This window comes from Paenibacillus sp. CR_12 (assembly GCF_041953985.1).
Classification (GTDB): domain Bacteria; phylum Bacillota; class Bacilli; order Paenibacillales; family Paenibacillaceae; genus Paenibacillus_AQ; species Paenibacillus_AQ lautus_A.
Genome location: NZ_JAVFHO010000001.1, coordinates 341813 through 364189, shown reverse-complemented (window position 1 = coordinate 364189; position 22377 = coordinate 341813). Strand labels below are relative to the sequence as shown.

The following is a 22377-nucleotide window of genomic DNA, read 5'->3' as shown; positions in this document are numbered from 1 at the left end:
GGGCGAATTGCGGCCTTTTTATGCCTGCATCTGGAGATCCGCACCAGGTATAGAGAACGTACACATTTGGATAAGGAGCGATAACCATGGAGAAGAAAGGATTTTGGCAAAGCGGGCACAAGCCCTCCCTGTTCGGTGCTTTTTTGTATTTCGATATCAGCTTCATGATATGGGGCATGCTCGGACCGCTTGCGGTAGTCATTGCCGGAGATTATCCGATGGATCCGGTGCAGAAGGCAAATCTGGTGGCACTTCCCGTTCTGGGCGGCTCGATACTTCGGCTCGTACTAGGTTTCCTTGCCGATCGCATCGGCCCGAAGCTAACGGCTCAGATCGGGATGATCGTCACGCTGGTCCCTCTTTTGCTTGGCTGGTTATGGGTAGATTCCCTTGATCAATTGTACGTCGTTGCGATTCTTCTAGGCGTCGCGGGAGCTTCTTTCGCCGCAGCACTTCCCCTTGCGGGACAGTGGTATCCCAAAGAACATCAAGGCCTGGCGATGGGAATCGCCGGAGCCGGGAACAGCGGCACCGTCCTGGCGACCCTGTTCGCCAACCGGCTGGCGCAGCATTTCGGAAGCTGGGAGATTGTCTTCGGACTTGCCATCATTCCCATTGTATTGGTCTTCATCTACTTCTCGCTGTTTGCCCGCAACAGTCCGAATCGGCCTGCCCCCAAACGGCTGTCCGAATATGGCAATGTGCTTAAACAGCGCGATGCTTGGGTATTCTGTGCCCTGTACTGCGTGACGTTTGGCGGCTTTGTCGGGCTCGCCAACTATTTAACGATCTTCTTCAACACCCAGTATGGCCTTTCCGCGGTTCAGGCTGCGGACATTACAACGATCTGCGTCATAGCAGGGAGCTTCTTCCGTCCTGTAGGCGGCTTTCTGGCCGATCGTATCGGCGGCTCGCGAATGCTGATGTTTCTCTATGCCGGAGCTGCCATTATGCTGATCGGCGTCTCCTTCTTGCCGCCGCTATGGCTTGTCGTCTCGCTGCTGTTTATCGGCATGATGTGCCTGGGCGCGGGGAATGGTTCCGTATTTCAGCTTGTCCCTCAACGGTTTGCCGGCGAGATCGGCCTGGTTACCGGGATTGTCGGGGCTGCCGGAGGCTTGGGCGGCTACGCGCTTCCGCTGATATTGGGTCGATTGTACCAAGCGACAGGCTCATACACCGCCGGGTTCATCATTCTGAGTTTCATTGCCGCCGCATCGCTGGCCCTTACGATTGTGATGCAGCTGAAATGGCGGCGCAGCTGGCTCCGCGGCGTGCCATCCGGCGCGCAGACCGGATCGGCCGAGGCGTGAGAGAAAGCGAGATCCATGTTAACGCTGCGACTTTTTCACGGCATATTGCCAAAGAAACGGTCGATTAGCGGGCACCCACGCAAAAAAAGCATCTTATCGATGCTTTTTTTGTTTGGGATAACAGCCATGCCATCAGTCGGCTAAATTCACGACGTCATGCTGAACCGAAATTCTGACAAAATAACGATTCGGCCATATCTTGGTTGTCACCACGACATCCTGGTCATCCTTTTCAAAAAAATAGCCGGAGCCCTCTTGCATAACATAATGCCAATCCTCGCGCTGCATCCGCTCCTTAATCATTTCAGCCGGTTGCCTCATCTTCGTAAGATACAGTCCATGGCCGTTCGAAGGATCATCAATCTTTACGACGGATTTGTCGGTGGTATGAAGCGAATACATCAGTTTGATATTATTCCAACCGATCGAATGGATATATAATGCGATATTTATGACGAACATGACAAAGACCAATCCGATGGAACCGAACAAGATCCTTTTCCAGCGTTTATTCACGATTATAACCACCGCCTTTATAGATATGTCTTCAACGTCAAATCGGTACTCATCATCAGGTTCAAGATGAGGCCTCTTGCTTCTTCGCCCCCGATAACGGCTTGCCCTTCCCGCCCCTACCCTCATCAATATGGGATTGTTTTTCCGATAAGGTTAGTTTTAAGACGAGGACCATGGAACAGCCTATCACCCCGCCAGCCGTATTCAGGATTAAATCGTCCACATCAAAGCTTCCCATCGAAAAGAGAATCTGCGAGCACTCCAGCCCAAGGCTTAGCCCGAAGGAAGTCACGAAAGCGCCAAGCCATCCCATCCACTTGTTTTTCAGCAATACACTGACGAATATGCCATTGGGTATGAAAATCGCGATATTTCCGAACAGATTGATCACGTCATGCGGGCTCGAGAGTCGTTTCATATTTTGATGAATGGACTTAAACGGCGTAAAATTGGCAAATTGCAATCGATTCTGCATATATTCGGGATTATCCATCGAACGCTGCAGTTGATGCCACAGAAACGAAATGTTCACGTCGCCGAATTTGAACAGAATGATTTTGACCAGCACATATACATACAACGCATACAGCAATAATACCATCCATTTAGGCGTTAGTTTCATTCATTCTCATCCTTGCCGAGCTGCACCGTCACAATCATGCCATCGATGTTGTTGCCGGATATCTCATACTCGCTGCCGGCCGGAACTTCAATTTCCGTTTCTTTCGCCTGGACGGGTACGTACTCGATTTCGTAGGCCTTCCCGTTTACGGTTGCCTTATAGTTTTTTTTCTCCTTGAGAAAATCCAGATACTCTTCGAGCGTAAAATCCAGCTCGTGCATGATCATGCTGTGCGGAAGCCCAACATAACGAAAATGCCACGGCTCATACTGGATCCCTGTGACATCCGTCTTGTTCTGGGGGTATCTCAAAATGAATCCATGCGCCCAAGCATGCTTCTTCAGCCACTCGCCCTCCGGAGATTGATCGATCGCCTTCTGCGTAGATCCGATATCCATGGATAACCCAAGGTTATGTTCGCTGTAGCCTGGTGGCAATGCATAATCGGCGCCTTTTTCGCGATATAACGCCTCTTGTTCGCTCTCATCCCGGTACCCGCTGCTGATCATGAAGTGATTGACCCCGTCCTCTCCTGCTGCTTGGATCATATCGCCAAAACGCTCCGCCACAGTGCGCGATAAACGGATCGTGTTGTCAAGAACGACGTAACCATTCATTAAGTCTTGATCGTGAAACAAATTCACGATATCCGTCGGTACGGCTGCCGGATCCAGCGGGTGATCCTTGTTGACCAAAACCAGATTCCCCTGCGTTACTTGTTCATCTGTCACTGAGACCGTTTGAGCCGCTTTATTCCCATCGTTATCGTATTCTGATTGAGGATTCGCCTGCGCGTCGGAGCCAGCGTTCATATCCTGTTCCTTATGTGTTCCTTCGTTATCATTCGCGTTTGGCGTCTCCGTTAGTGCGGTCTCGCATCCGACCAACAGGAAGATCACGAGCAATATCAAACCCTTCTTCAATTTCAACAACTCCCTCTATCTTTGTCCCACCATCTTAAAGAATATAGTTTAAGGAAAAGTAGGGAAAAGTTAAAGTTTTTCTTAAGAGATGCGAATCCCTCCCAGGCTTTCGCTCTTTACCCTTTGACAAGGCTGAAGCCCATGGCTTACCTTGGTATTTAGACTAATAAGAATAAAGAAGGTGCCATTATTCTTGCTTAAACTATTTCGTTATTTACGTCCTCACTGGACAGCGGCCCTGCTTGCACCGCTGTTGATGCTGCTGGAGGTCGCCATGGATCTGCTTCAGCCCATGCTGATGGCCAGCATTATCGACCGCGGCGTCATGCAGAACGATACGGCACACATCCTCAGTACAGGGCTGCTCATGCTGGGAGCTGCAGCCATCGGGCTGCTTGGAGGTCTCGGGTGCACGATTTATTCTTCCATTGCTTCACAGCGTTTTGGCGCCGACCTTCGCCGGGATTTGTTCCGCAAAGTTCAGACCCTGTCTTTCCGCAATCTGGACGACATCTCAACCGGGTCGCTCATCACCCGGCTTACGAGCGATATCGTTCAGCTTCAGACGATGGTGCAGATGCTGCTGCGCATCTTCGTACGCTCACCGTTTCTTGCCATAGGAAGCATGATCATGGCGGTGATCATCAGCCCCAAGCTGGCCATCATTCTGGCTATTGCCGTTCCGTTGCTGTTCGTCGTGATGTTTTTCCTGATCCGGGCTACCCTGCCCTTGTTCGCCACCGTTCAGAAGAAACTCGATAAGGTGAATACGGTACTGAAGGAAAATTTCGCCGGAATCCGGGTCTCCAAGGCATTCGTGCGTGCCGGTTACGAGAAGGACCGATTTCATGATGCGAACCAGGACTTCACGCAAGTTTCGGTAAAAACCCAGCGGATCGTTGCGCTCAACATGCCCATCCTGACCATGATTCTGAATGTCAGCATCGTGGCCGTCCTGTGGTTCGGCGGAAAGGATGCTATCGGCGGATCCTTTGAGGTCGGTAGCCTGGTAGCCTTTATAAACTATGTCACGCAGGTATTGTTCTCGGTTTCGTCCGTGGCCATGATGCTGGTACGGATTTCTACGGCCAAGGTCTCCGCTGACCGTATTCAGGAGGTCATGCGTACAGAATCCGAAATTGTGAACGAGGTTCAACCGGCAACCGATGCGTACAAGCAAGGAGAGATCATGTTTGACCGCGTTACCTTTTCCTATAACTCGGAGATGCAGAAGCCCGTACTGCGCGACATCAGTTTCAAGGTTCGACCAGGACAGCATGTAGCCATTATGGGTGCAACAGGTTCGGGTAAAACCTCTCTGGTATCCCTGCTCCCCCGTCTGTACGATGTGACCTCCGGGCAGATACGAATCGACGGAACCGATGTGCGGAGAATGGAGCTGTCCGCTTTGCGCGAACGAATCGGCATCGTCCTGCAAGAATCCATCCTTTTTACAGGCACTATAAGGGACAACATCCGCTACGGGAAACCGGACGCTTCCGATGAAGAAGTAATGGCCTCGGCTAAAGCTGCCCAAGCGCATGATTTCATTACTTCCATGCCGGATGGCTACGATACCGTGCTTGGACAACGCGGCGTGAACCTGTCCGGCGGACAGAAACAGCGGATATCCATTGCGCGGGCATTATTGCTTCAACCCGCCATTCTGATTCTTGATGACAGCACCAGCGCCATCGATACGGGAACGGAGTCGCGGCTTCGGAAAGAGCTGGCCCGTCTGATGAAAGACCGGACCTGCCTTATGATAGCCCAGCGGATCTCATCCGTGATCGACGCCGACCTGATATTGGTGCTGGATGACGGGGAATTGATCGCGAAGGGCACGCACCACGAGCTGCTTGCTTCCTGTGAAGTATATCAGGACATTTATCGATCGCAATTCGGCAAGGAGGTGTCTTCTCATGGCTAAACCGAATCAGGATTCCAAGCATGCCCATCATACGGACGGTCCGGACCTTAGCATGCGAGGCGGCAACGCCATCCGCGGAATGACGATAGCCAAAGCCAAGCCGAAACATACGATGGATACGATACGCCGGATATGGAGCTATATCCGTCCGTTCAAAGGCGGCATGATGGCTGTTTTCGTATTCACGCTCGTAACGACGCTGCTCTCACTGATTGCCCCTTATCTGCTGGGGAACGCCGTGGATCATTACATCATCCCGGGAGACATCAGAGGACTTATGGGGTTATGTGCGATACTTCTTGCCGTTTATGCTGGCACCGCGCTCACGGCATGGCTTCAGCAGCATGTCATGGTGAAAGTCTCCCAGCTGTCCATTCTGGCCATGCGGCGGGATATCTTTGCAAGGCTTCAAGTCCTGCCGCTCCGCTTCTTCGACAGCAAGACGCACGGCGAATTGATGAGCCGCACGACCAATGATATCGAGAATGTCTCCGGTACGTTGAATCAAAGCGTAACCCAGCTCATCTCCAGCGTTCTGTCCCTGATCGGATCGCTCGCCATCATGCTGTACCTCAACGTGTGGCTTACGCTGCTCAGCATGGTGACCATTCCGCTTGTCCTGCTGTTCACGAAGACGGTGGCAAGCCGGACAAGAAAGCATTTTTCCAAGCAGCAAAGCTTGCTGGGTGAGCTTAACGGATTCATTGATGAGACCGTTTCGGGCCAAAAGGTCGTGCAGGTATATCGCCGCGAACGGCATGCCGCTGCCCAGTTTGATGACATGAACAAAAAGCTGACCGACGCCAGCATTCAAGCCCAGATCTATTCGGGCACGGTCGGGCCGGTTATGAACGTGCTGAACAATGTCAGTTTTGCCTTGATAGCAGCGGTTGGCGGCTACATGGCTTTCAAGGATTTCACAACCGTCGGGGTCGTCGTTGCGTTTCTGAATTATTCGAAGCAGTTTCAACGGCCTTTGAACGATCTGGCGAACCAGTTCAACCTGGTGCAATCTGCGGTTGCCGGGGCAGAACGGGTCTTTGAGATTATCGATACGGAGTCCGAATACCGCGGCAATGAACAGACGAAAAAAGCGGACGATATGTATGGCGAGGTACGATTTGACCATGTGTCCTTCAGCTATAAGGAAGGCGTCCCGATTCTGAGGGACGTTTCGCTTACCGCCCGGCCGGGTGAGACCGTTGCGCTCGTCGGCCCGACAGGCGCCGGCAAAACCACCATTATCAATCTCCTCACCCGCTTCTATGAGATAGATGATGGCGTCATCACCATAGATGGCAGCGATATCCGCCAACTGGATAAGGACAGTCTGCGCAGTCAGCTGGGGATCGTGCTTCAGGATGCTTATGTATTCTCGGCATCGATCCGGGAGAACATTCGATATGGCCGGCTGGATGCCACGGACCAAGAGATCGAAGCCGCCGCCAAGCTTGCCAATGCGCATGACTTCATCATGAAGCTGCCCGATGGCTATGATACGCAGCTCCTGTCGGGCGGCGGCAACCTGAGCCAGGGCCAGCGGCAGCTCTTGACGATCGCTCGCGCCGTGCTTGCCGATCCCGTTATTCTGATTCTCGACGAGGCAACCAGCAGCATCGATACCCGAACCGAGATGCATATTCAGACCGCCATGCGCGCCCTGATGCGAGGCCGGACCAGCTTTGTCATCGCCCATCGTCTAAGCACGATCCGCGAGGCCGACCAGATTCTTGTCATGAATCATGGCGGAATCGCGGAGCGCGGCACACATGAAGAGCTGCTGGCCAAGCGCGGCTTCTACTACGAGTTGTACAACAGCCAATTTAAACTGACCAGCTAACGGGTGTTGAAAGTTTTCTTTAGCTGCTACTGGCAAAATCATTCAAGGACCGATTCTCTAGAATCGGTCCTCTTTTTATCCTTAAGAGAAAACATCATGTCATTCTTGTACGACTCGACCGGCATTGCTCACGATCCGCTTCACGGCCCCAATGATCCATTCCATTTCCACGTATTGGTTGCCCGGCGCGTTGTATTCGACGCCCCAATACCCCCGATAGCCCCCGGCGAGCAGGCTGCGCACCTTCTCCTCCGCATCGGGATGAACCGCGGTCTTCGCATCGAAATGCGTATGCACCGTCCACGGGGCAACCATCTCGTCGCCTTCGGCTTCATCCGCCCTCCATCTTCCTAGGTGAAGCAGGAAACCAAAAGCCGGATGCCGGACTTCCTCCGCAATCCGCTTCATTTCCCGCGGGAGCAGGGAGGCGCCCATATGGTTTTCCGGGCCTACCGTATAACCGTTATCCCCTGCACGCTCCGCCAATTCCCGATAGCGCTTAACCAGGTATTCGAATTGTTCGTCCGGCATTGGCTCCGCTTCCTTATAACCGCCGCCGGTGTCGATCCGCACCGTTTCGGCACCCAAAATTTCTGCGGCATCCAGATGGGCAAGCGCATTTTCATACAACTTCTCCCGCATGTCCGGGTCGGGATCCCACAGATGAGCCCCGTCAACAGCAAAGTTAACCACGCTCATCTCCTTCTCATCCAGCGCTTCCCTGATTTTCCGTATGTAGCTTTCGTCGGCAAGCTTGTATATGGGGCCGCTTCGATCGATGAAAAAACCGTTCCACAAATCAACCGCATCCATTCGGTATCGATACTTCACCGTCTCCAAATAACCGAACACATCCATTTTGCCGTCGAGAAACGTGTTATAAAAAGAATACCCGCCAATCGAAATGTTCATCGCATTGCCTCCTCCTATTCCCGGTTTACATACAAACTTACCACATTTTCTATTCCTTAATTAGCATAAATTCTCAGTCCTTCTAAATTTCTCCTCACTAGGTTTGAATCAAATGAAAGACGAGATAAACGGCCGTCCCCCACATAATCACCGCCGATATTCGGTTCAGCGCGAACAGCAGCCTGCCTGACGGATCCATTCTTCCGGCCGCCCTGCCGGCAATTCCGAGTCCCAGAAACCACAACCAGGAGACGGCGATGCATATAACGGTAAAAATCACTTTGTCCGCCCCTTCATATTGAAGCGAGCTCGTGCCGATGACGCCCATCGTGTCCAGAACCGCATGCGGATTTAGCAGCGACACGGACATGGCAAATACGATTTGCTTCTTGGGAGAGAACGAACGGGCGCTTTCCGGGTCCTGACCTGAAGGCTTACTCCTCCACGTCGCCGCTCCCATATAGACCAGGAAGCAGATGCCCAATGTAAATAACGTCAATTTGATCCACTCATATTCCAAAACGATCACGGATACGCCCAACACCGCCAATGAAATCAGCAGCGTATCGCATAACGATGCGGTAATAATGACGGGCAGCGCCCTAATAAACCGGGGTTGGACGACACCTTGATTAAATACGAACACATTCTGCACGCCCAAGGGAAGAATTAGGCCAATAGCCAGAATGAATCCATGAAGTATAACGCCTATCATTTGAAAGCAAACCTCCAGTACATATTTTCACCATTGTAAGGGAGGTGCTTGACTGCGTCTCCAACCAATTGGTTGGTATTCGACCCAACCAATGATGTAAACTGGGCATAATACTATAGAAACGTTGTCAGAAAGCAGGTTGTCCATGACAGAAGAATGGAAATTGAATAAAGCTTCCGAAGTGCCCCTGCATCAGCAAATTTATGATCACATGAAGAGCCGAATCATGAACGGGGAATGGCCGGTCGGAACCCGACTTCTCCCGCAGAGGGAGCTCGCCGCCAAATTTCAAGTCAACCGCAGCACCATCGTTTATGCCTTGGGTGAGCTTGCGGCTGACGGTTTCATAGAATCCCGGGTGGGACAAGGCACGGTTATTGTGAACAATACTTGGAGCGTATTGGCCGCCACGCCCCCGCCTGATTGGAATCAATACGTGAAATCCGGCTCCTACCAGCCGAACATCCATATGATCCAGCAGATCAACCGTGCGGAAACCGATCCCGAAGTGATCCGACTAGGTACTGGCGAGCTTTCGCCTGAGCTCCTCCCGACCGCCCAAATGCGGGAGACGTTTAACGGCAGCATGTCCAGCCGTTTCACTTTGGGATATTCGGAACCGAAAGGCAGCCTATACTTAAGGGAAATCATCAGCGATTATTTGAATAAGAAGGGGATATCCGCCTCTCCTTCTTCCATTCTTATCGTCTCCGGCGGGCTGCAGGGCTTGCAGCTTATTTCCCTGGGGCTGCTGCATCACGGTTCCGCCATCCTGGTGGAGAATCCCACTTACCTGAACTCGATTCATGTATTCCAGTCGGCTGGCATGCATTTGCACGGCATCCCGATGGATGCCAAAGGGATCAGAACGGAATCTATCGGAAGGCTCAAGCGTCAGCACAGAGCCGCCCTGCTCTACACGATCCCTGCCTTTCATAACCCTACCGGCACGATGATGTCTTCCGACAGACGGACGGAGCTGTTGCAAATCTGTGCCCAAGAAAGATTGCCCGTCATCGAGGATGATGTGTATGGCGATTTATGGTTGGATACTCCCTCTCCGCCCCCTTTGAAAGCTTCGGATAAACAAGGACTCGTGCTCTATATGGGCAGCATGTCCAAAACCCTCGGGCCCGGTCTGCGCATCGGATGGGTCGTCGGGCCGGAGCCTGTCATCGATCGGCTGTCCGACATTAAAATGCAGACCGATTACGGGTCCAGCTCGCTGTCCCAGCATGCTGTCGCGGAGTGGCTCTCGAGCGGATCCTATGAGAAGCATCTCGTTCAGACCCGGGCAGAGCTGATGAAACGCAGAGACTTTACGCTGTCGTTGCTAGAACGATATTTTCGAGATATTGCCCACTGGAATAAACCCCAAGGCGGATTTTATGTTTGGCTCCGCATCGCAAAGCCGATCTCCATTCGTACGTTATTCGAGCAGGCGTTGAAGGAAGGCCTGCTGCTCAATCCCGGAAATATTTATGACCGTAACGACCAGCAGCATCTGCGGTTATCTTTTGCCTACGCCTCCTACGATCAACTGGAGAAGGGACTTATTCGGCTTGCGGAGCTTATTCGCCTCCATGTGTTGTAAACAGCAAAAACAAAGGGCTATTCCGAGGAATGCCGTACCCTCCCGGATTAGCCCTTTCTTTATTCAGCGCGCCATCATGTTATCGTTTATGCTTGCTTGCAGCCTACACATGACGCGCCGTTCCATCAGATTGATCCCAATACCCATGCACAATACCCCGATGAGCAGCAATTAACCATGCTGAGAAGTCCGTCGAGCAAACTTTGCAGAACACTCACTTTCATCGAGTTCTCTCAGCTTTCATCGCAAATATCCTACGGGTTCGTTGCATCCGTACTCGCGGGTCCCAAGGAGATTACCGAAAATACCGACGTTGCGAGCAGTGTGACAAATAGCATTGCAGGCCTGGCGCGGAACAACGGCGCCAAAAAGAAGCCCGTGAAAAAAATGGCGCTGCTTCCCAATGGCCAAGGCAATGGATCCGGGTCAACATGCTGCAGCACAGGGACGAAGGCGCAAAGCCAGCTCAAAACAAGAAATAAAAACCATATCCAGAACGACCGCACCGGCTCCCCTCTCTTTCCTGTCAAGCGTTTCACAATTCCCAGCAAAATATCACGTTCCAATTTTTAGTTATATCATATCACAAGCGTCTTCGAGCCTTTTGGTTAAATAAGTAAACTGGAAATAAAAATCGAGTTCGATTTTATTGTGAAAAATTACACTTTCACGTCTAAACCCTTATCAGTACTGGGATTTATTCGGCAGGTTAAGGAGGTGAAACCAGTGAAAAACAGGCCCGGAATTGTGACGAAACTGGTAACTCTCGTGAATGTTTGAACAAAGTATGAACTGCCTCAAAACCGCGCCACTACAATGATCTCGCTCACAACCCTCCCCTTTTGTAACAAATTGAACACATAAAATTACATACATTGACACGAATATGGATTTATCTGTTATTTATACAAGTTTATGTGTTTTGCAAAGCCGACCGGAACTTTCTACTATAGATGTGTCAGTAACATTGAATCGAACGAACGTTTCAAGGAAAGGGGTACATCATGAACAAAAGAGGGCCGTTATTTGCATTGTTTATATGCTTTACCTTGCTCTTATCGGGCTGCAGCTCGCTCACGGTATTAGATCCGAAAGGACCGGCTGCCAGAACCCTATCCGATACAATCATATTCTCCATTCTCATGATGGTCGGAATCCTAGCGGTAGTTTACGCGCTCTATATCTACATGCTCACGAAATATCGAGCCAAGAAATCCAACGAAGGTTATGAACCGCCACATGAAGAGGGCAACAAATGGCTGGAGATTCTGTGGACTGCCATTCCGATCCTGATCGTTGCCGTGCTCTCGGTCGTAACCGTCAAAACGACGGTGGCCGTCGAGAACGTGCCTGAAGGCTACGAGAACCAAGAGCCTCTGGTCATTTATGCTTCCTCTTCGAACTGGAAATGGCATTTCAGCTATCCCGAAGAAGGAATCGAAACCGTCAATTACGTTAACATTCCGACCAATCGTCCGATCGAGTTCCGATTGTATTCGTTCGGTCCGATCACAAGCTTCTGGATCCCTCAGCTTCACGGACAGAAGTACGCGATGAGCGACATGATCACCAAGCTGAACATGGTTGCCGACGTACCGGGTTCGATGATGGGCCGTAACGCGAACTTCAACGGCGAAGGTTTCGCCCATATGGAGTTCGAAGCTCTTGCCATGACCTCTGCCGAGTATGATGAGTGGGTTCAGGATGTAAAGGATACCGCGCCTGAACTGAAGGAAGATGAGTTCAAGAAGCTTCTGGAGACCGCGCATGTCGGACGAATGACCTTCTCTAACACGCATCTGGAATTCAGCCCGCCGCCATCCGAAGACCATCACCATGGCGGTGACGTCAACGGCAATGAGGAGCATCAGGACCATAAAGACGTCCACCCGGATCCTGCAACAACGGAAGAAACGGAATTTGACAGCGAAACGAACGTGGATCCAAACGAACCGCTGCCGAACTTCCCGGCTGAAGAAAGCCCAAATCATCAACATGATGGACAATAAATCGGTGAGCGAAACGTTGTTCACCCGATCTACTTCATACATCCAGAAAGGAGCTAGGCCTTTATGAAATGGGACGAATTTTTCGTTACCGGTGATCCGTTAATTTACGGCGCCATGGTGAGTATCGTGCTCGTCTCGCTCGCAATCCTCTTCGGCTTGACCTATTACAAGAAGTGGGGATATATGTGGCGGGAATGGCTGACGACCGTGGATCACAAAAGAATTGGCGTCATGTACATCATCTGTGCATTGATCATGCTGTTCCGCGGGGGCGTCGACGCGATCATGATGCGTGCGCAGACCGCCGCACCGGAGATGAAGTTTCTGACCGGTCAGCATTATAATGAAGTATTCACGACTCACGGGGTCATCATGATCCTCTTTATGGCCATGCCGTTTATTTTCGGTCTGATGAACGTCATCGTTCCGCTCCAGATCGGTGCCCGTGACGTTGCATTCCCTAAACTGAACGCAATCAGCTTCTGGCTGTTCTTCGCCGGAGCGATGCTGTTCAACATTTCCTTCGTTATCGGAGGATCGCCTGATGCCGGCTGGTCCGCTTACTTCCCGCTGGCCAGTATCGAATTCAGTCCGACGGTCGGCAACAACTACTACTCTCTGTCGCTTCAGATTTCAGGGATTGGTACTTTGCTGACAGGCCTTAACTTTATCGTAACCATCCTGAAAATGCGCGCGCCGGGTATGACCCTGATGCGCATGCCAATGTTTACGTGGTCGGTATTGATCACTTGCGTCATCATTATCTTTGCTTTCCCTGTGCTTACGATTGCGCTTCTGCTTATGATGTTCGACCGCATCTTCGGCTCGCAATTCTTCACGATGGCCAACGGGGGCATGGATATGCTCTGGGCCAACCTGTTCTGGGTATGGGGTCACCCTGAGGTATATATCGTTATTCTGCCGGCATTCGGTATTTTCAGCGAGATCATCTCAGCGTTCTCCAAAAAGAACCTGTACGGTTACAGCTCCATGGTATTGAGTATGGCGATTATTTCCGGATTGTCCTTCCTGGTATGGGCCCACCATTTCTACACGATGGGTCAAGGGGCCATGGTCAACGGTTTCTTCTCCATCACGACGATGGCGATTGCCGTACCGACCGGGATCAAAATATTCAACTGGCTCTTTACGCTTCGCAAGGGCCGAATCAGCTTTACGACGCCGATGCTCTACTCGCTTGCCTTTATTCCGATCTTTACGATCGGCGGCGTAACCGGCGTCATGCTCGCCATGGCGAGTGCCGACTATCAGTATCACAATACGATGTTCCTGGTGGCCCACTTCCACTATGTGCTCATTCCAGGCGCAGTATTCGCCGTCATTGCCGGTTTCCATTACTGGTTCCCTAAAGTGTTCGGCTTCCGTCTGAACGAAAAGCTTGGCAAAATCGCATTCTGGTTCATTGCCATCTCATTTAACGTTACGTTCTTCCCAATGTTCTTCCTGGGACTTATGGGGATGACCCGCCGTACGTACACGTATTCGGCCGAGACCGGCTTTGGTCCGCTGAATATGCTGTCGATGGTCGGCGCTGTCGGACTGGCGATCGGATTCATCCTTCTGGTGTACAACATTTACTGGAGTACACGTTACGAGCCGCGCGACAAAACGGGAGATCCATGGGATGCACGCTCACTGGAATGGTCGACGCCAAGTCCGGTTCCTGTTTACAACTTTGCGGTAACGCCGAAAGTCAAAGGCCGTGACGCCTTCTGGTTCTCCAAGAAAAACAACGAGCCGCTTTCGGACGAGAAAATCACGAAGATTCACATGCCAAGCAACACCGGAAAACCGTTTATACTGGGCATCGCCTTCTTCTTCCTGGGCTTCTTCCTGGTATTCAGCTGGTGGATTCCATCCATCGTTGCCGGTATCGCGGTATTGATTATTATGGCTACCATGTCCTTCGACCGTGATCACGGGTATTACATTCCGGTTGAAGAGATTGTTCAGACCGAACAGAAACTGCGGGGTGATACGGTATGAAAATAGATGCCACTCAGCCGCTGGAATATGGAACAGAGGAAAACCGCAATCGTATATTCGGCTTCTGGCTGTTCCTCGGAGCTGAAATTGCGCTCTTTGCTACCTTGTTTACCGTCTACTTCGTTCTCGTGAACCGCTTTGCCAGCGGTCCGAGCGGAGCGGAAATCTTTGAAATTACGCCGGTCCTGCTTGAGACGTTCCTGCTCTTAACGAGCAGCTTCACCATCGGTTTGGCTGTTCATGCGATGCGTCTGGGCCTGAAAAAGCAGATGATGATCTTCATGGTCATCACCCTGCTGCTGGGTGCGGGATTCCTCGGGATCGAGATCTTTGAATTCTTCACCTATGTTCATGAAGGAGTAACGCTCTCAACCAGCGCCTTCTCCTCCAGCTTGTTCACATTGCTTGGCACGCACGGAGCTCACGTAACCTTCGGTCTCCTGTGGGGAACCGCCATTCTGATTCAACTTAAAAAGCATGGACTGGATCATTCCACAGCCAACAAGTCCTTTATCTTCTCGCTCTACTGGCACTTCCTGGACGTTGTGTGGATCTTCATTTTCAGCTTCGTGTATCTGAAAGGACTGATGTGACATGTTAAAACAGCTGTTTCCAATTAAGCATGTAGCGGGTTATCTATCGTCCCTCGTCCTTTCAGCTGTCGCGCTCGTCGTTCTGCTGGATATGCCGGCAGCTTCGAAAGTGGCCGTTCTGCTGGTCACCGCGATCCTGCAGGCAGCCGTTCAGCTTATGCTGTTCATGCACGTCGGCGAAAGCGAAGACAAAAAGTCCGTCTATATCAACATTGCGTTCGCCCTGTTCGTAGGGCTGGTTACTATCTTCGGAACGCTGTTCATCTTCATATGGGGCTGGTACGCTTAAGTCTCGCGAAAATCTGGGGTGAACGTGTACCGTCGATCATCGTTCGCTGTCACGAACGTATGACCAATATCAAATAGGGCGTCCCAAAAGATCCTGGATCTCGAGGGATGCCCTTTTTTTTCCTATTGAAGATGCTGCATGCGAATCATTCCCCCATCGTACTTCAAACATGCAAAGAGAACCGTTTCTCGGAACTAGGGACGTGCGGCCCGCCAATTACGAGGAACGGTTTCTTTTTGCATTCCATATGCAGCTTCATCTGCCAATGCCATTTGCGGCTCCATTAATCATGTCCTGCAGGCGTATCCAGAATTTCATCAATCTCACTCTGGAGCTTGGTGGTCAGGGTCTGTTCATCTCCGATGATCCAGGCATGATTATAGGGAGTATCCACTTTGGTGGCGTCACTCTGTTGCCTGATCGAGTCAACATACTTCGTAATCGAGCGTGGCACTCCGTCGCGCTCCGTAAACAATAGAGGGGCGTGTTTACCCATATGGGACAATGGAGCGGCCGCAATGGACAATGCCGGCGAGTCCGGCCTCGAGAAGGAGAAACTGTATCCCGGCGATTGTACTCCCCAGCCAAAACCCGTCCCGGGATCATGATACTGGGCAAAATGAATGGCATTCTCATACGGATCGTCTCCGGCTATGCGCGTTACCTTCCCATATTGCCGCAGCTCGTCTTCAACGGCCTGGGACACCACCTTTTCAGGTCCGATGACGTAGATATTCGCCTTCCCGTTACGCTGCCTTAGGGCCTGCGCCGTCTCTTCGGGCACGACCTTCTCGCTGACATACAGCATCGTTTCCGGCATATGGGCAATCCAGCTTACCGCGGGCAGCGTATAGTCGGGCCGTTCCATCGATCCGACAATAACCGAGGTCGGTACTGAACCGTTTACCCTTGAAGCATAGGCATCAATTGCTGCTGCAGCTTCCGCGGCTTCCCCGGCAGGAATGTGATCGGCCTTGTATTCAAGTCCGTTCAGCTCTTTCATCACCTGATCCGAGATCGGGCCGACGGTAATGATCTCAATCCCCTTGTTGTGCTCCGCCCCCCTCGGCTTCAGCCGTCTCAGCTCTTCCAAGGTTTCCTTCGGGATTCCCCCTTCTTCAACGAAGAGTAAAGGCCCCTCGCTAAACTGCGTCAGATCGACGCTGACAGCCGCGATCGACCAGTGAGCCGAATCCACGAGGATCACGGTCTGCGGACGGCTGTGCACGTTCGTGGACTGCCACAGCGTCTTGGAAGTCAGTACGGCCGCACTTACTGGATCGGATGTATTCAAGCGAATCGTGTTTTTCGTGGCGGACCAAGGTACGGGAACATCCTTCAGCAGTTCTTTGCTGTGAACCGCCGAGGGAATGGAGGGCTCGGAATGGCTCTGCGTTTGACTCCAAGCGAGGATACCTGCCGTCAGCAGGGCAAGGGCCCAGCCGGCGATCATTTTTTTCACCGAATATTCCTCCTGTCTTCACAATACAGCGCATCGTGCGAGATCATTCTTCCTGCCGATCCGTCTACAGATCTTCCATTAATTTCTCCTCATCCATATCCGGCGGCAAGCCTGGACGCTCATGGGTACGGTTTCGGATCCATTGTTCCTTCAGCATCTTCACAAATACGTCATCCCGGGACAACCAGACCCCGTACTGGCGCTTCATATGCCGCTCTGCTTCCTCGAACGACCTGAACCGGAATGGGAGAGGTTCTCCGTTCCACTCGATCACCCATTCCCCGGCATAGGCGTAAACAAACAGCAAATCCTCGCCCCAGCTTTCGTACAGCACGCCGGACTCGCTTCCTTTGATATTGAACTGATTGCGCGAAGCATCGAACCGGATCGGCTCCAGCTCAAACGAGTCCGCGGCAAACAATTGATACACATCCTCTGTTATGGTGCACCCCGCAGCCTTGGCATGGCCGCCACCGCCATACCGCATCGCCACTTCGGACACGTCCACATGATCATGAATGGTTCGAAGGCTCATTTTTCTTCCGCCCATATTCAGTATCGCGATGTAGTCAAGATGGGGATAGCTCGTTCCCAGCTCGCTGGCAAGCTCGGAATGATAGGATTCGGCGTAAACGATGCCGACGCAATGCTCCTCGACGAAGGTTTGAATGAGTTCCCGCTGCTTGCGGCGAATGTAACGCTCGATTTTATTCTCTTCCATGTCCAGGATTTTCTGTTCAAATTCATCAAAGAAGAAGCCATCGTGCGATTCCCGGAGGCGCTCAGACATCTTGCTCTCGAATTCGTCCAGTGACAACATGTAGAACAAGTCATTCAAGCGCTTAGCCTCGATCTTGCCGCTCTCTTCCCATTCCCATGTATCATAGAGACGCACCAGCTCAACGAATTCGTCCAGCGCTTCGGTTCTGCCGAGATGTCCATGCTCGATTAAATATTCATAGAACAGCGAGGTTGCCGATGCCAAGCGGCCGTCCCGATGCGTTACATCCACTTGTCCCCAGCTGTGTTCATTGAGGTGGAGGGCGGTTTTATGGTGATCGATAAGCTGCACCTGTCCCCCCTCTTCGACAAACACGTTCAATTCCTTCTCGATGTCAGGAGAGACCGACAAATCCGTAATGAACAGCATATCGTATGGATTCTCCTGAACGGAGGTCCGGTTCAAATACCTTTCGACTTGTTGATTCAATCCGTGAATGGAGTTGTAACGGACATCGATTCCTTCACCGAAGGCGCATTTGGCGATGATGCCGCAGCCGACGCCATCCAAATCGTTATGGCTGTACAGATGATACATGGTTGACTTCCTCCCAGCAGAAGGTGGAATGAGTAGTTGTTCTTGCCTTTCATCCCTTTACGGTTCCCTAAATTCCGTCGTTTTAACCCCTGTCAGCCCCTTAGAATCGACAAGGAAACTAAAAAAGAAGAAGCGGCTGCTGCAGCCGCTTCTTCTGGAATATAGAGAATGATTATGCCTGTTGAACCGGTCTCGGCCCTTTGGATGCCATGACCTCGTACATGCCGTGGCTGGAGCTGATGACATGCTCAGGCTGCGGCTTTCCGCGGTTGTCGCGGTGTCCTTGGATGTGCGCGGGACTGGTTTCCCAGCGTTTCCACGCTTCTTTCGACTCCCAGCGGATCATCACGATAACTTCTTCCGTTTCGTCGGTACGTTTCGCATTCTTCACAAGAACGTTCAGATCGATAAATCCTTCAATTTCTTCAATGGGTCCCGGCTTGCTGAAACGTTCCACGACCAGGTTGGAGGTGCCTGCTTTAACAATAATCGTTTTAGTCTCGATCAACATATCCATAAACACTCCCTTAGCGAAAATCTGCCTAATTAAACGAACTATATACCATTCTAAATGATAACGATTATCATTGTCAAACCGTTAAAGCGTTCAACTTTTGCAAAAAAAATCTGACCAGCATGAACCTGCTGATCAGATTGGGATCAATTCATCGATGCGCGCTGCACGGAATTGCACGCCGTGCAATCTTCCTGCAAATAAAAAAGCGAAGTAAAGCCGGCCTTCTTCAGCTTGCGCGCAGCCAGGATTCCATCCGAGCGCTTGGGCGTTACGATAACTACGGAATCATCGGGCTTGAGCTCCTTCTCCCACACATACGGCAACCTTCCAAGCGAGATGTTTATGGTCTCTTTCCTCGGACATTCCATGAATTCGGACACATCGCGTACATCAAGCACTTTCAGATTCGGGCATTCCTTCTGTGCCAGACGAAGATCACTGCACTTCATGAAGCGCAAACCTGTTATAGGTACATACCTCCGGTAGTAGAGACCGGATATAAAGATTATCAGTGCGGCAGATGCAATCAGCACGAAGCATTCCCCCATCAATATCATGTGTTTCAGCATGATGCATGGCGGTAAGATCACGGGCTTAAAAAAACGCCAATCCTACCCCTACGGGTATATAGTATGTGCTCCGCACCTAATTGTCAATACATCATGACAGCGCGTTTTCTTCAATTTCAAACCCAAGGTCTTCAATCAATCCCCAGTCGGCCGTATGGGCCTGGCCTTCTGTCGTTAAATAATCGCCGATGAATATGGAGTTCGCCGCATACAGGCCAAGGGGTTGAAGGGATCGCAGGTTCACTTCCCGCCCCCCTGCAATCCGTATCTCCTTCGTCGGGTTAACAAACCGGATCATGGCAAGAATCTTCAAACACATAATCGGTGTCAATTCCCTGCGTCCTTCCAGAGGGGTTCCCTCGATCGCATTCAGAAAATTGCATGGAATTGAATCCGCTCCAAGCGATTTCAGAGCAAACGCAATCTCCACCCGTTCTTCTATGCTCTCCCCCATTCCGAAAATCGCTCCGGAGCAAGGGGACATTCCGGAAGAGCTTGCCTGCTTCACCGTGTCCAGCCGGTCATCGTATGTATGCGTAGTCGTAATATGCCCGTAATTATCTTTGGAAGTATTCAGATTATGGTTGTATCGATGGACCCCGGCATCGGCGAGCTTGCGCGCATGTTCCTCGTTCAAGAAGCCCAGGCAACAGCACACCTTCAGATCGGTCGTCCGGGTAATCTCCTTCACCGCTTCGGCTACATGATCAATCTCCCGATTGGAAGGGCGGCGTCCGGATGCCACGATGCAATAAGTTCCCGCTTTACGGCGAATCGACTCGCGCGCGCCTTCCAGAATTTTGTCCTTGGTCAGCCATGCGTATTTTTCGATGGGCGCTTCCGACACGATGGACTGGGAGCAATATCCGCAATCCTCAGGACAGAGGCCGGATTTCGCGTTCACGATCATGTTCAGCTTGACCTTGTTTCCATAATACTCGCGACGGATGTGATAGGCGGCCTGCATAATGTTCAGAAGCTCCCCGTCCTCGCTGTTCAGAACCGCCAAGGCTTCGGCCGGGGTCACTTCATGTCCTTTCACGACCCGATCCGCCAGCGTCAACCAATCGTAATGGGTTTGTGTTGTCATATTCAAAATCTCCCTCTCCATTCTGATTGTCAACCATTTTTAATAATGAATAGGTTAACAATAAGGATAATAATAGCACAGGCCACGAAAGTGAGGCAATCCTTCACTGAAGCCTCCGCATAAAAATAGGGACTGCTTCATCAAAGCCAGTTTCCGGCTTAATGAAACAATCCCTTTCCTATTTTAACGAATTGTTGGCTTTACGGTGCCCGCTTGGGCAGCATTTTCACGTACTCATCGGACATTTTCATCAGCTGCAATATATAGTCGTAATCGCTGCGGTATTTTTCGAAATCCGTTACGGGCTCAAGCGTCTTCAAGGATACTGCGGTACCGTCCTCAAACCCGTCTCCCGGCACGAACAGAATGTCGTTGTTAAAGAATGATCCCGTCGGCAAATAATACCTCATTCCTATAACGTTGCGGTCCACGTTCAGCAGGTCATGCCCAAACGCGTTAAACCCCTCCTCATCAAGCGAGACGCCCAGAAGGTTTGCGACGGTAGGCAGGATATCCACCTGTCCCCCCACCTGCTCAACCACCTTCCCTTCCTTCATGCCGGGAACATGAATGATGAGCGGAATGTTAAATCGACTGACGCGCTCATGGTAAGGAATGCCCAGCGTTGACGAGATCATCTCCGCATCCGCTTCTGCCGGATTGATGCCGAAATGGTCTCCATATACGACCAGTACCGTTTCATCCCACAGCCCGTTCTGCTTCAGGCGGTCTACCAGCGTTCCCAGCGCATAATCGGAATAGTTCACCGACTTCAGATAGTTTCCCAAATGGGTCCCTTCCAGCTCGGCAGGCAAGGTGATCTTCGCGAATTCATCCTTTACATGGTATGGAGAATGATTGGAGACCGTGATGTAATGGGCATAGGTAGGTTTATTCTGCTGTTGGTTCTCCAGCAGCTTGTCTACGCCGACTCGGAACAGCTCTTCATCGGAAGGACCGAATTCATTGAAGTTATCATTCGTAAAATACGGCTTGTCGTAATAATGCTGAAAATCAAGCGCCGGGTACATCTTGCTGCGATCCCAGAACTTCACGTCATTCACGTGGAATGTGCCGGTCGCATAGCCATGCTTGTTCAAGAGACGCGGAAGGCCCGGCAGCTCTTTATTTCCGAAACCGGTGGACATGGCAACCGTTCCTGTCGGATAGATCGAGGTATTCACCGCAAATTCGGCATCCGATGTATTGCCTTGGCCGATCTGTTGGAAGACGTGGGGGAAATACAGGCCGCCATCCGCAAGCTCGTTCATCACCGGTGTCAGTTCCTGGCCGTTCAGGGATTGACCTACCGGAAAGTTCTGCAAGGACTCCATCTGGACGATGATCAGATTTTTGCCTTTTGCAGCGCCGAAATAGTCCGGCTTATCCTTTGCTTCCTTGACGTAAGGATACGTCGCCAGCAGCTGCTGGGACCGCAGGATGGTGTCCTGCAGACTTCCCTCGGCCAGCGCACGTTTCTCCTGCGAGTTACGCACGACAGCAGACACCTGGTAGTTCATGAACCCCATTTGCTCCGCCCGCACGATTTCATTCTCGATTCCCCATTCTTTGCGAATGATCAGTCCGGACAGAACAACCGCTACGATAAGAACAACGGTCATGGAAGTACGCCACATCAGACCAGGCCTGCGTGAGTAGGTTACGGAATATCCGGAACGAGCTCCACCGAAATGCAAGCCCCTTTGGGAGCGTGAACGTATTTTCCGGACCGCCCATATGACCAGCAGGAGCAGCAGGTCCAGGAAGAATAGAAAATGCTCCGGCTCTAGCAAAGCCGTAATGCTGGCCCGTACCTGATTTACTTGACCGATACCCGCAAGCGCGGTATACGTCGGTATGGACCCAAAATGAACGTTATAAACAGCCGATGCAAACATGATGAAAGATAAGACGACATTTAGGATCACATAGACCGTCTTTTTCCCTCTGACCGGCAGCAGCAGTTCCAGAAAGCTAATCAGGGCGAGGAGCGACAGTGCATCGGTAAGCACCTTCCCCCATGCAATCCCATTAAACAGAAACACTCTTAGAAGGATCAGCTTGACTAAGAGCGTCAAAAAAACGAGTACACATAATTTCAACCTTTGTTCAAGGTAGCGTTCCATTTCCCATTCCCTCTTTTGTAAAAGTAATGTTA

The 22377-nt window shown here is 51.3% G+C and carries 19 protein-coding genes; 8 read left to right on the top strand and 11 right to left on the bottom strand.

Going from position 1 to position 22377, the window contains the following annotated elements; genetic code table 11:
• Positions 1-86: 86 nt before the first annotated feature.
• Positions 87-1313 carry a nitrate/nitrite transporter gene (locus tag RB297_RS01695; RefSeq protein WP_096773461.1) on the top strand — a complete coding sequence of 409 codons (1227 nt, stop codon included), beginning with the start codon at positions 87-89 and terminating at the stop codon, positions 1311-1313.
• A 132-nt stretch (positions 1314-1445) separates the two neighbouring features.
• Here RB297_RS01695 and RB297_RS01690 read toward each other — a convergent pair whose 3' ends face one another.
• From RB297_RS01690 to RB297_RS01680, 3 genes are all read right to left on the bottom strand, one after another.
• Entirely contained in the window at positions 1446-1829 is a 384-nt protein-coding gene (locus tag RB297_RS01690) for a hypothetical protein (RefSeq protein ID WP_096773521.1), read from the bottom strand.
• A gap of 61 nt (positions 1830-1890) precedes the next feature.
• Positions 1891-2451, bottom strand: coding sequence for a VanZ family protein (locus RB297_RS01685; RefSeq protein WP_192572284.1), 561 nt, complete (start codon positions 2449-2451; stop codon positions 1891-1893).
• Positions 2448-3374, bottom strand: coding sequence for a M15 family metallopeptidase (locus RB297_RS01680; RefSeq protein WP_277748658.1), 927 nt, complete (start codon positions 3372-3374; stop codon positions 2448-2450). Before RB297_RS01680 ends, RB297_RS01685 begins: the two co-directional genes overlap by 4 nt.
• Positions 3375-3567: 193 nt before the next feature.
• On the opposite strand from RB297_RS01680, the gene RB297_RS01675 reads away from it, so the two are divergent.
• Together RB297_RS01675 and RB297_RS01670 are read left to right on the top strand one after the other, a co-directional pair.
• Entirely contained in the window at positions 3568-5304 is a 1737-nt protein-coding gene (locus RB297_RS01675) for an ABC transporter ATP-binding protein (RefSeq protein WP_375119539.1), read from the top strand.
• A complete protein-coding gene (locus RB297_RS01670) occupies positions 5297-7144 on the top strand; it encodes an ABC transporter ATP-binding protein (protein WP_375119538.1) in 1848 nt (615 codons plus the stop codon). The genes RB297_RS01675 and RB297_RS01670 overlap by 8 nt, the downstream gene beginning before the upstream one ends.
• Before the next feature lie 99 nt (positions 7145-7243).
• Here the strand turns inward: RB297_RS01670 and RB297_RS01665 are convergent, their stop codons facing one another.
• Positions 7244-8056: a sugar phosphate isomerase/epimerase family protein gene (locus RB297_RS01665; RefSeq protein WP_375119537.1), complete on the bottom strand. Its 813-nt coding sequence runs from the start codon at positions 8054-8056 to the stop codon at positions 7244-7246.
• A gap of 97 nt (positions 8057-8153) precedes the next feature.
• Positions 8154-8771, bottom strand: coding sequence for a LysE/ArgO family amino acid transporter (locus tag RB297_RS01660; RefSeq protein ID WP_375119536.1), 618 nt, complete (start codon positions 8769-8771; stop codon positions 8154-8156).
• Positions 8772-8916: 145 nt separating this feature from the next.
• Between RB297_RS01660 and pdxR the strand changes: the two genes are divergently transcribed.
• The 5 genes from pdxR (at position 8917) to qoxD (ending at position 15263) form a co-directional block, all read left to right on the top strand.
• Positions 8917-10365: a MocR-like pyridoxine biosynthesis transcription factor PdxR gene (pdxR, locus tag RB297_RS01655; RefSeq protein ID WP_145035769.1), complete on the top strand. Its 1449-nt coding sequence runs from the start codon at positions 8917-8919 to the stop codon at positions 10363-10365.
• A gap of 1004 nt (positions 10366-11369) precedes the next feature.
• Entirely contained in the window at positions 11370-12374 is a 1005-nt protein-coding gene (gene qoxA, locus RB297_RS01650) for a cytochrome aa3 quinol oxidase subunit II (protein ID WP_375119535.1), read from the top strand.
• Between the two features lie 63 nt (positions 12375-12437).
• On the top strand, positions 12438-14381 hold the full coding sequence (gene qoxB / locus RB297_RS01645) for a cytochrome aa3 quinol oxidase subunit I (protein ID WP_009589459.1): 1944 nt from the start codon (positions 12438-12440) through the stop codon (positions 14379-14381).
• Positions 14378-14974: a cytochrome aa3 quinol oxidase subunit III gene (gene qoxC / locus RB297_RS01640; RefSeq protein ID WP_009589471.1), complete on the top strand. Its 597-nt coding sequence runs from the start codon at positions 14378-14380 to the stop codon at positions 14972-14974. Before qoxB ends, qoxC begins: the two co-directional genes overlap by 4 nt.
• Before the next feature lies 1 nt (position 14975).
• Positions 14976-15263 carry a cytochrome aa3 quinol oxidase subunit IV gene (qoxD, locus tag RB297_RS01635; protein ID WP_213577991.1) on the top strand — a complete coding sequence of 96 codons (288 nt, stop codon included), beginning with the start codon at positions 14976-14978 and terminating at the stop codon, positions 15261-15263.
• A 283-nt stretch (positions 15264-15546) separates the two neighbouring features.
• On the opposite strand, the gene RB297_RS01630 is transcribed toward qoxD, so the two are convergent.
• The 6 genes from RB297_RS01630 to RB297_RS01605 form a co-directional block, all read right to left on the bottom strand.
• A complete protein-coding gene (locus tag RB297_RS01630) occupies positions 15547-16716 on the bottom strand; it encodes a cell wall-binding repeat-containing protein (RefSeq protein ID WP_375119780.1) in 1170 nt (389 codons plus the stop codon).
• A 73-nt stretch (positions 16717-16789) separates the two neighbouring features.
• Positions 16790-18043 carry a DHH family phosphoesterase gene (locus tag RB297_RS01625; protein WP_375119534.1) on the bottom strand — a complete coding sequence of 418 codons (1254 nt, stop codon included), beginning with the start codon at positions 18041-18043 and terminating at the stop codon, positions 16790-16792.
• Positions 18044-18215: 172 nt separating this feature from the next.
• Complete coding sequence (locus RB297_RS01620; RefSeq protein ID WP_036665294.1) at positions 18216-18554, bottom strand: antibiotic biosynthesis monooxygenase; 339 nt, start codon at positions 18552-18554, stop codon at positions 18216-18218.
• Positions 18555-18703: 149 nt separating this feature from the next.
• Positions 18704-19093, bottom strand: a complete 390-nt coding sequence (locus RB297_RS01615) for a rhodanese-like domain-containing protein (RefSeq protein WP_015734771.1) — start codon at positions 19091-19093, stop codon at positions 18704-18706.
• A gap of 127 nt (positions 19094-19220) precedes the next feature.
• On the bottom strand, positions 19221-20219 hold the full coding sequence (bioB, locus tag RB297_RS01610; protein WP_375119533.1) for a biotin synthase BioB: 999 nt from the start codon (positions 20217-20219) through the stop codon (positions 19221-19223).
• Between the two features lie 200 nt (positions 20220-20419).
• Complete coding sequence (locus tag RB297_RS01605; protein ID WP_375119532.1) at positions 20420-22345, bottom strand: LTA synthase family protein; 1926 nt, start codon at positions 22343-22345, stop codon at positions 20420-20422.
• Positions 22346-22377 lie beyond the last annotated feature (32 nt).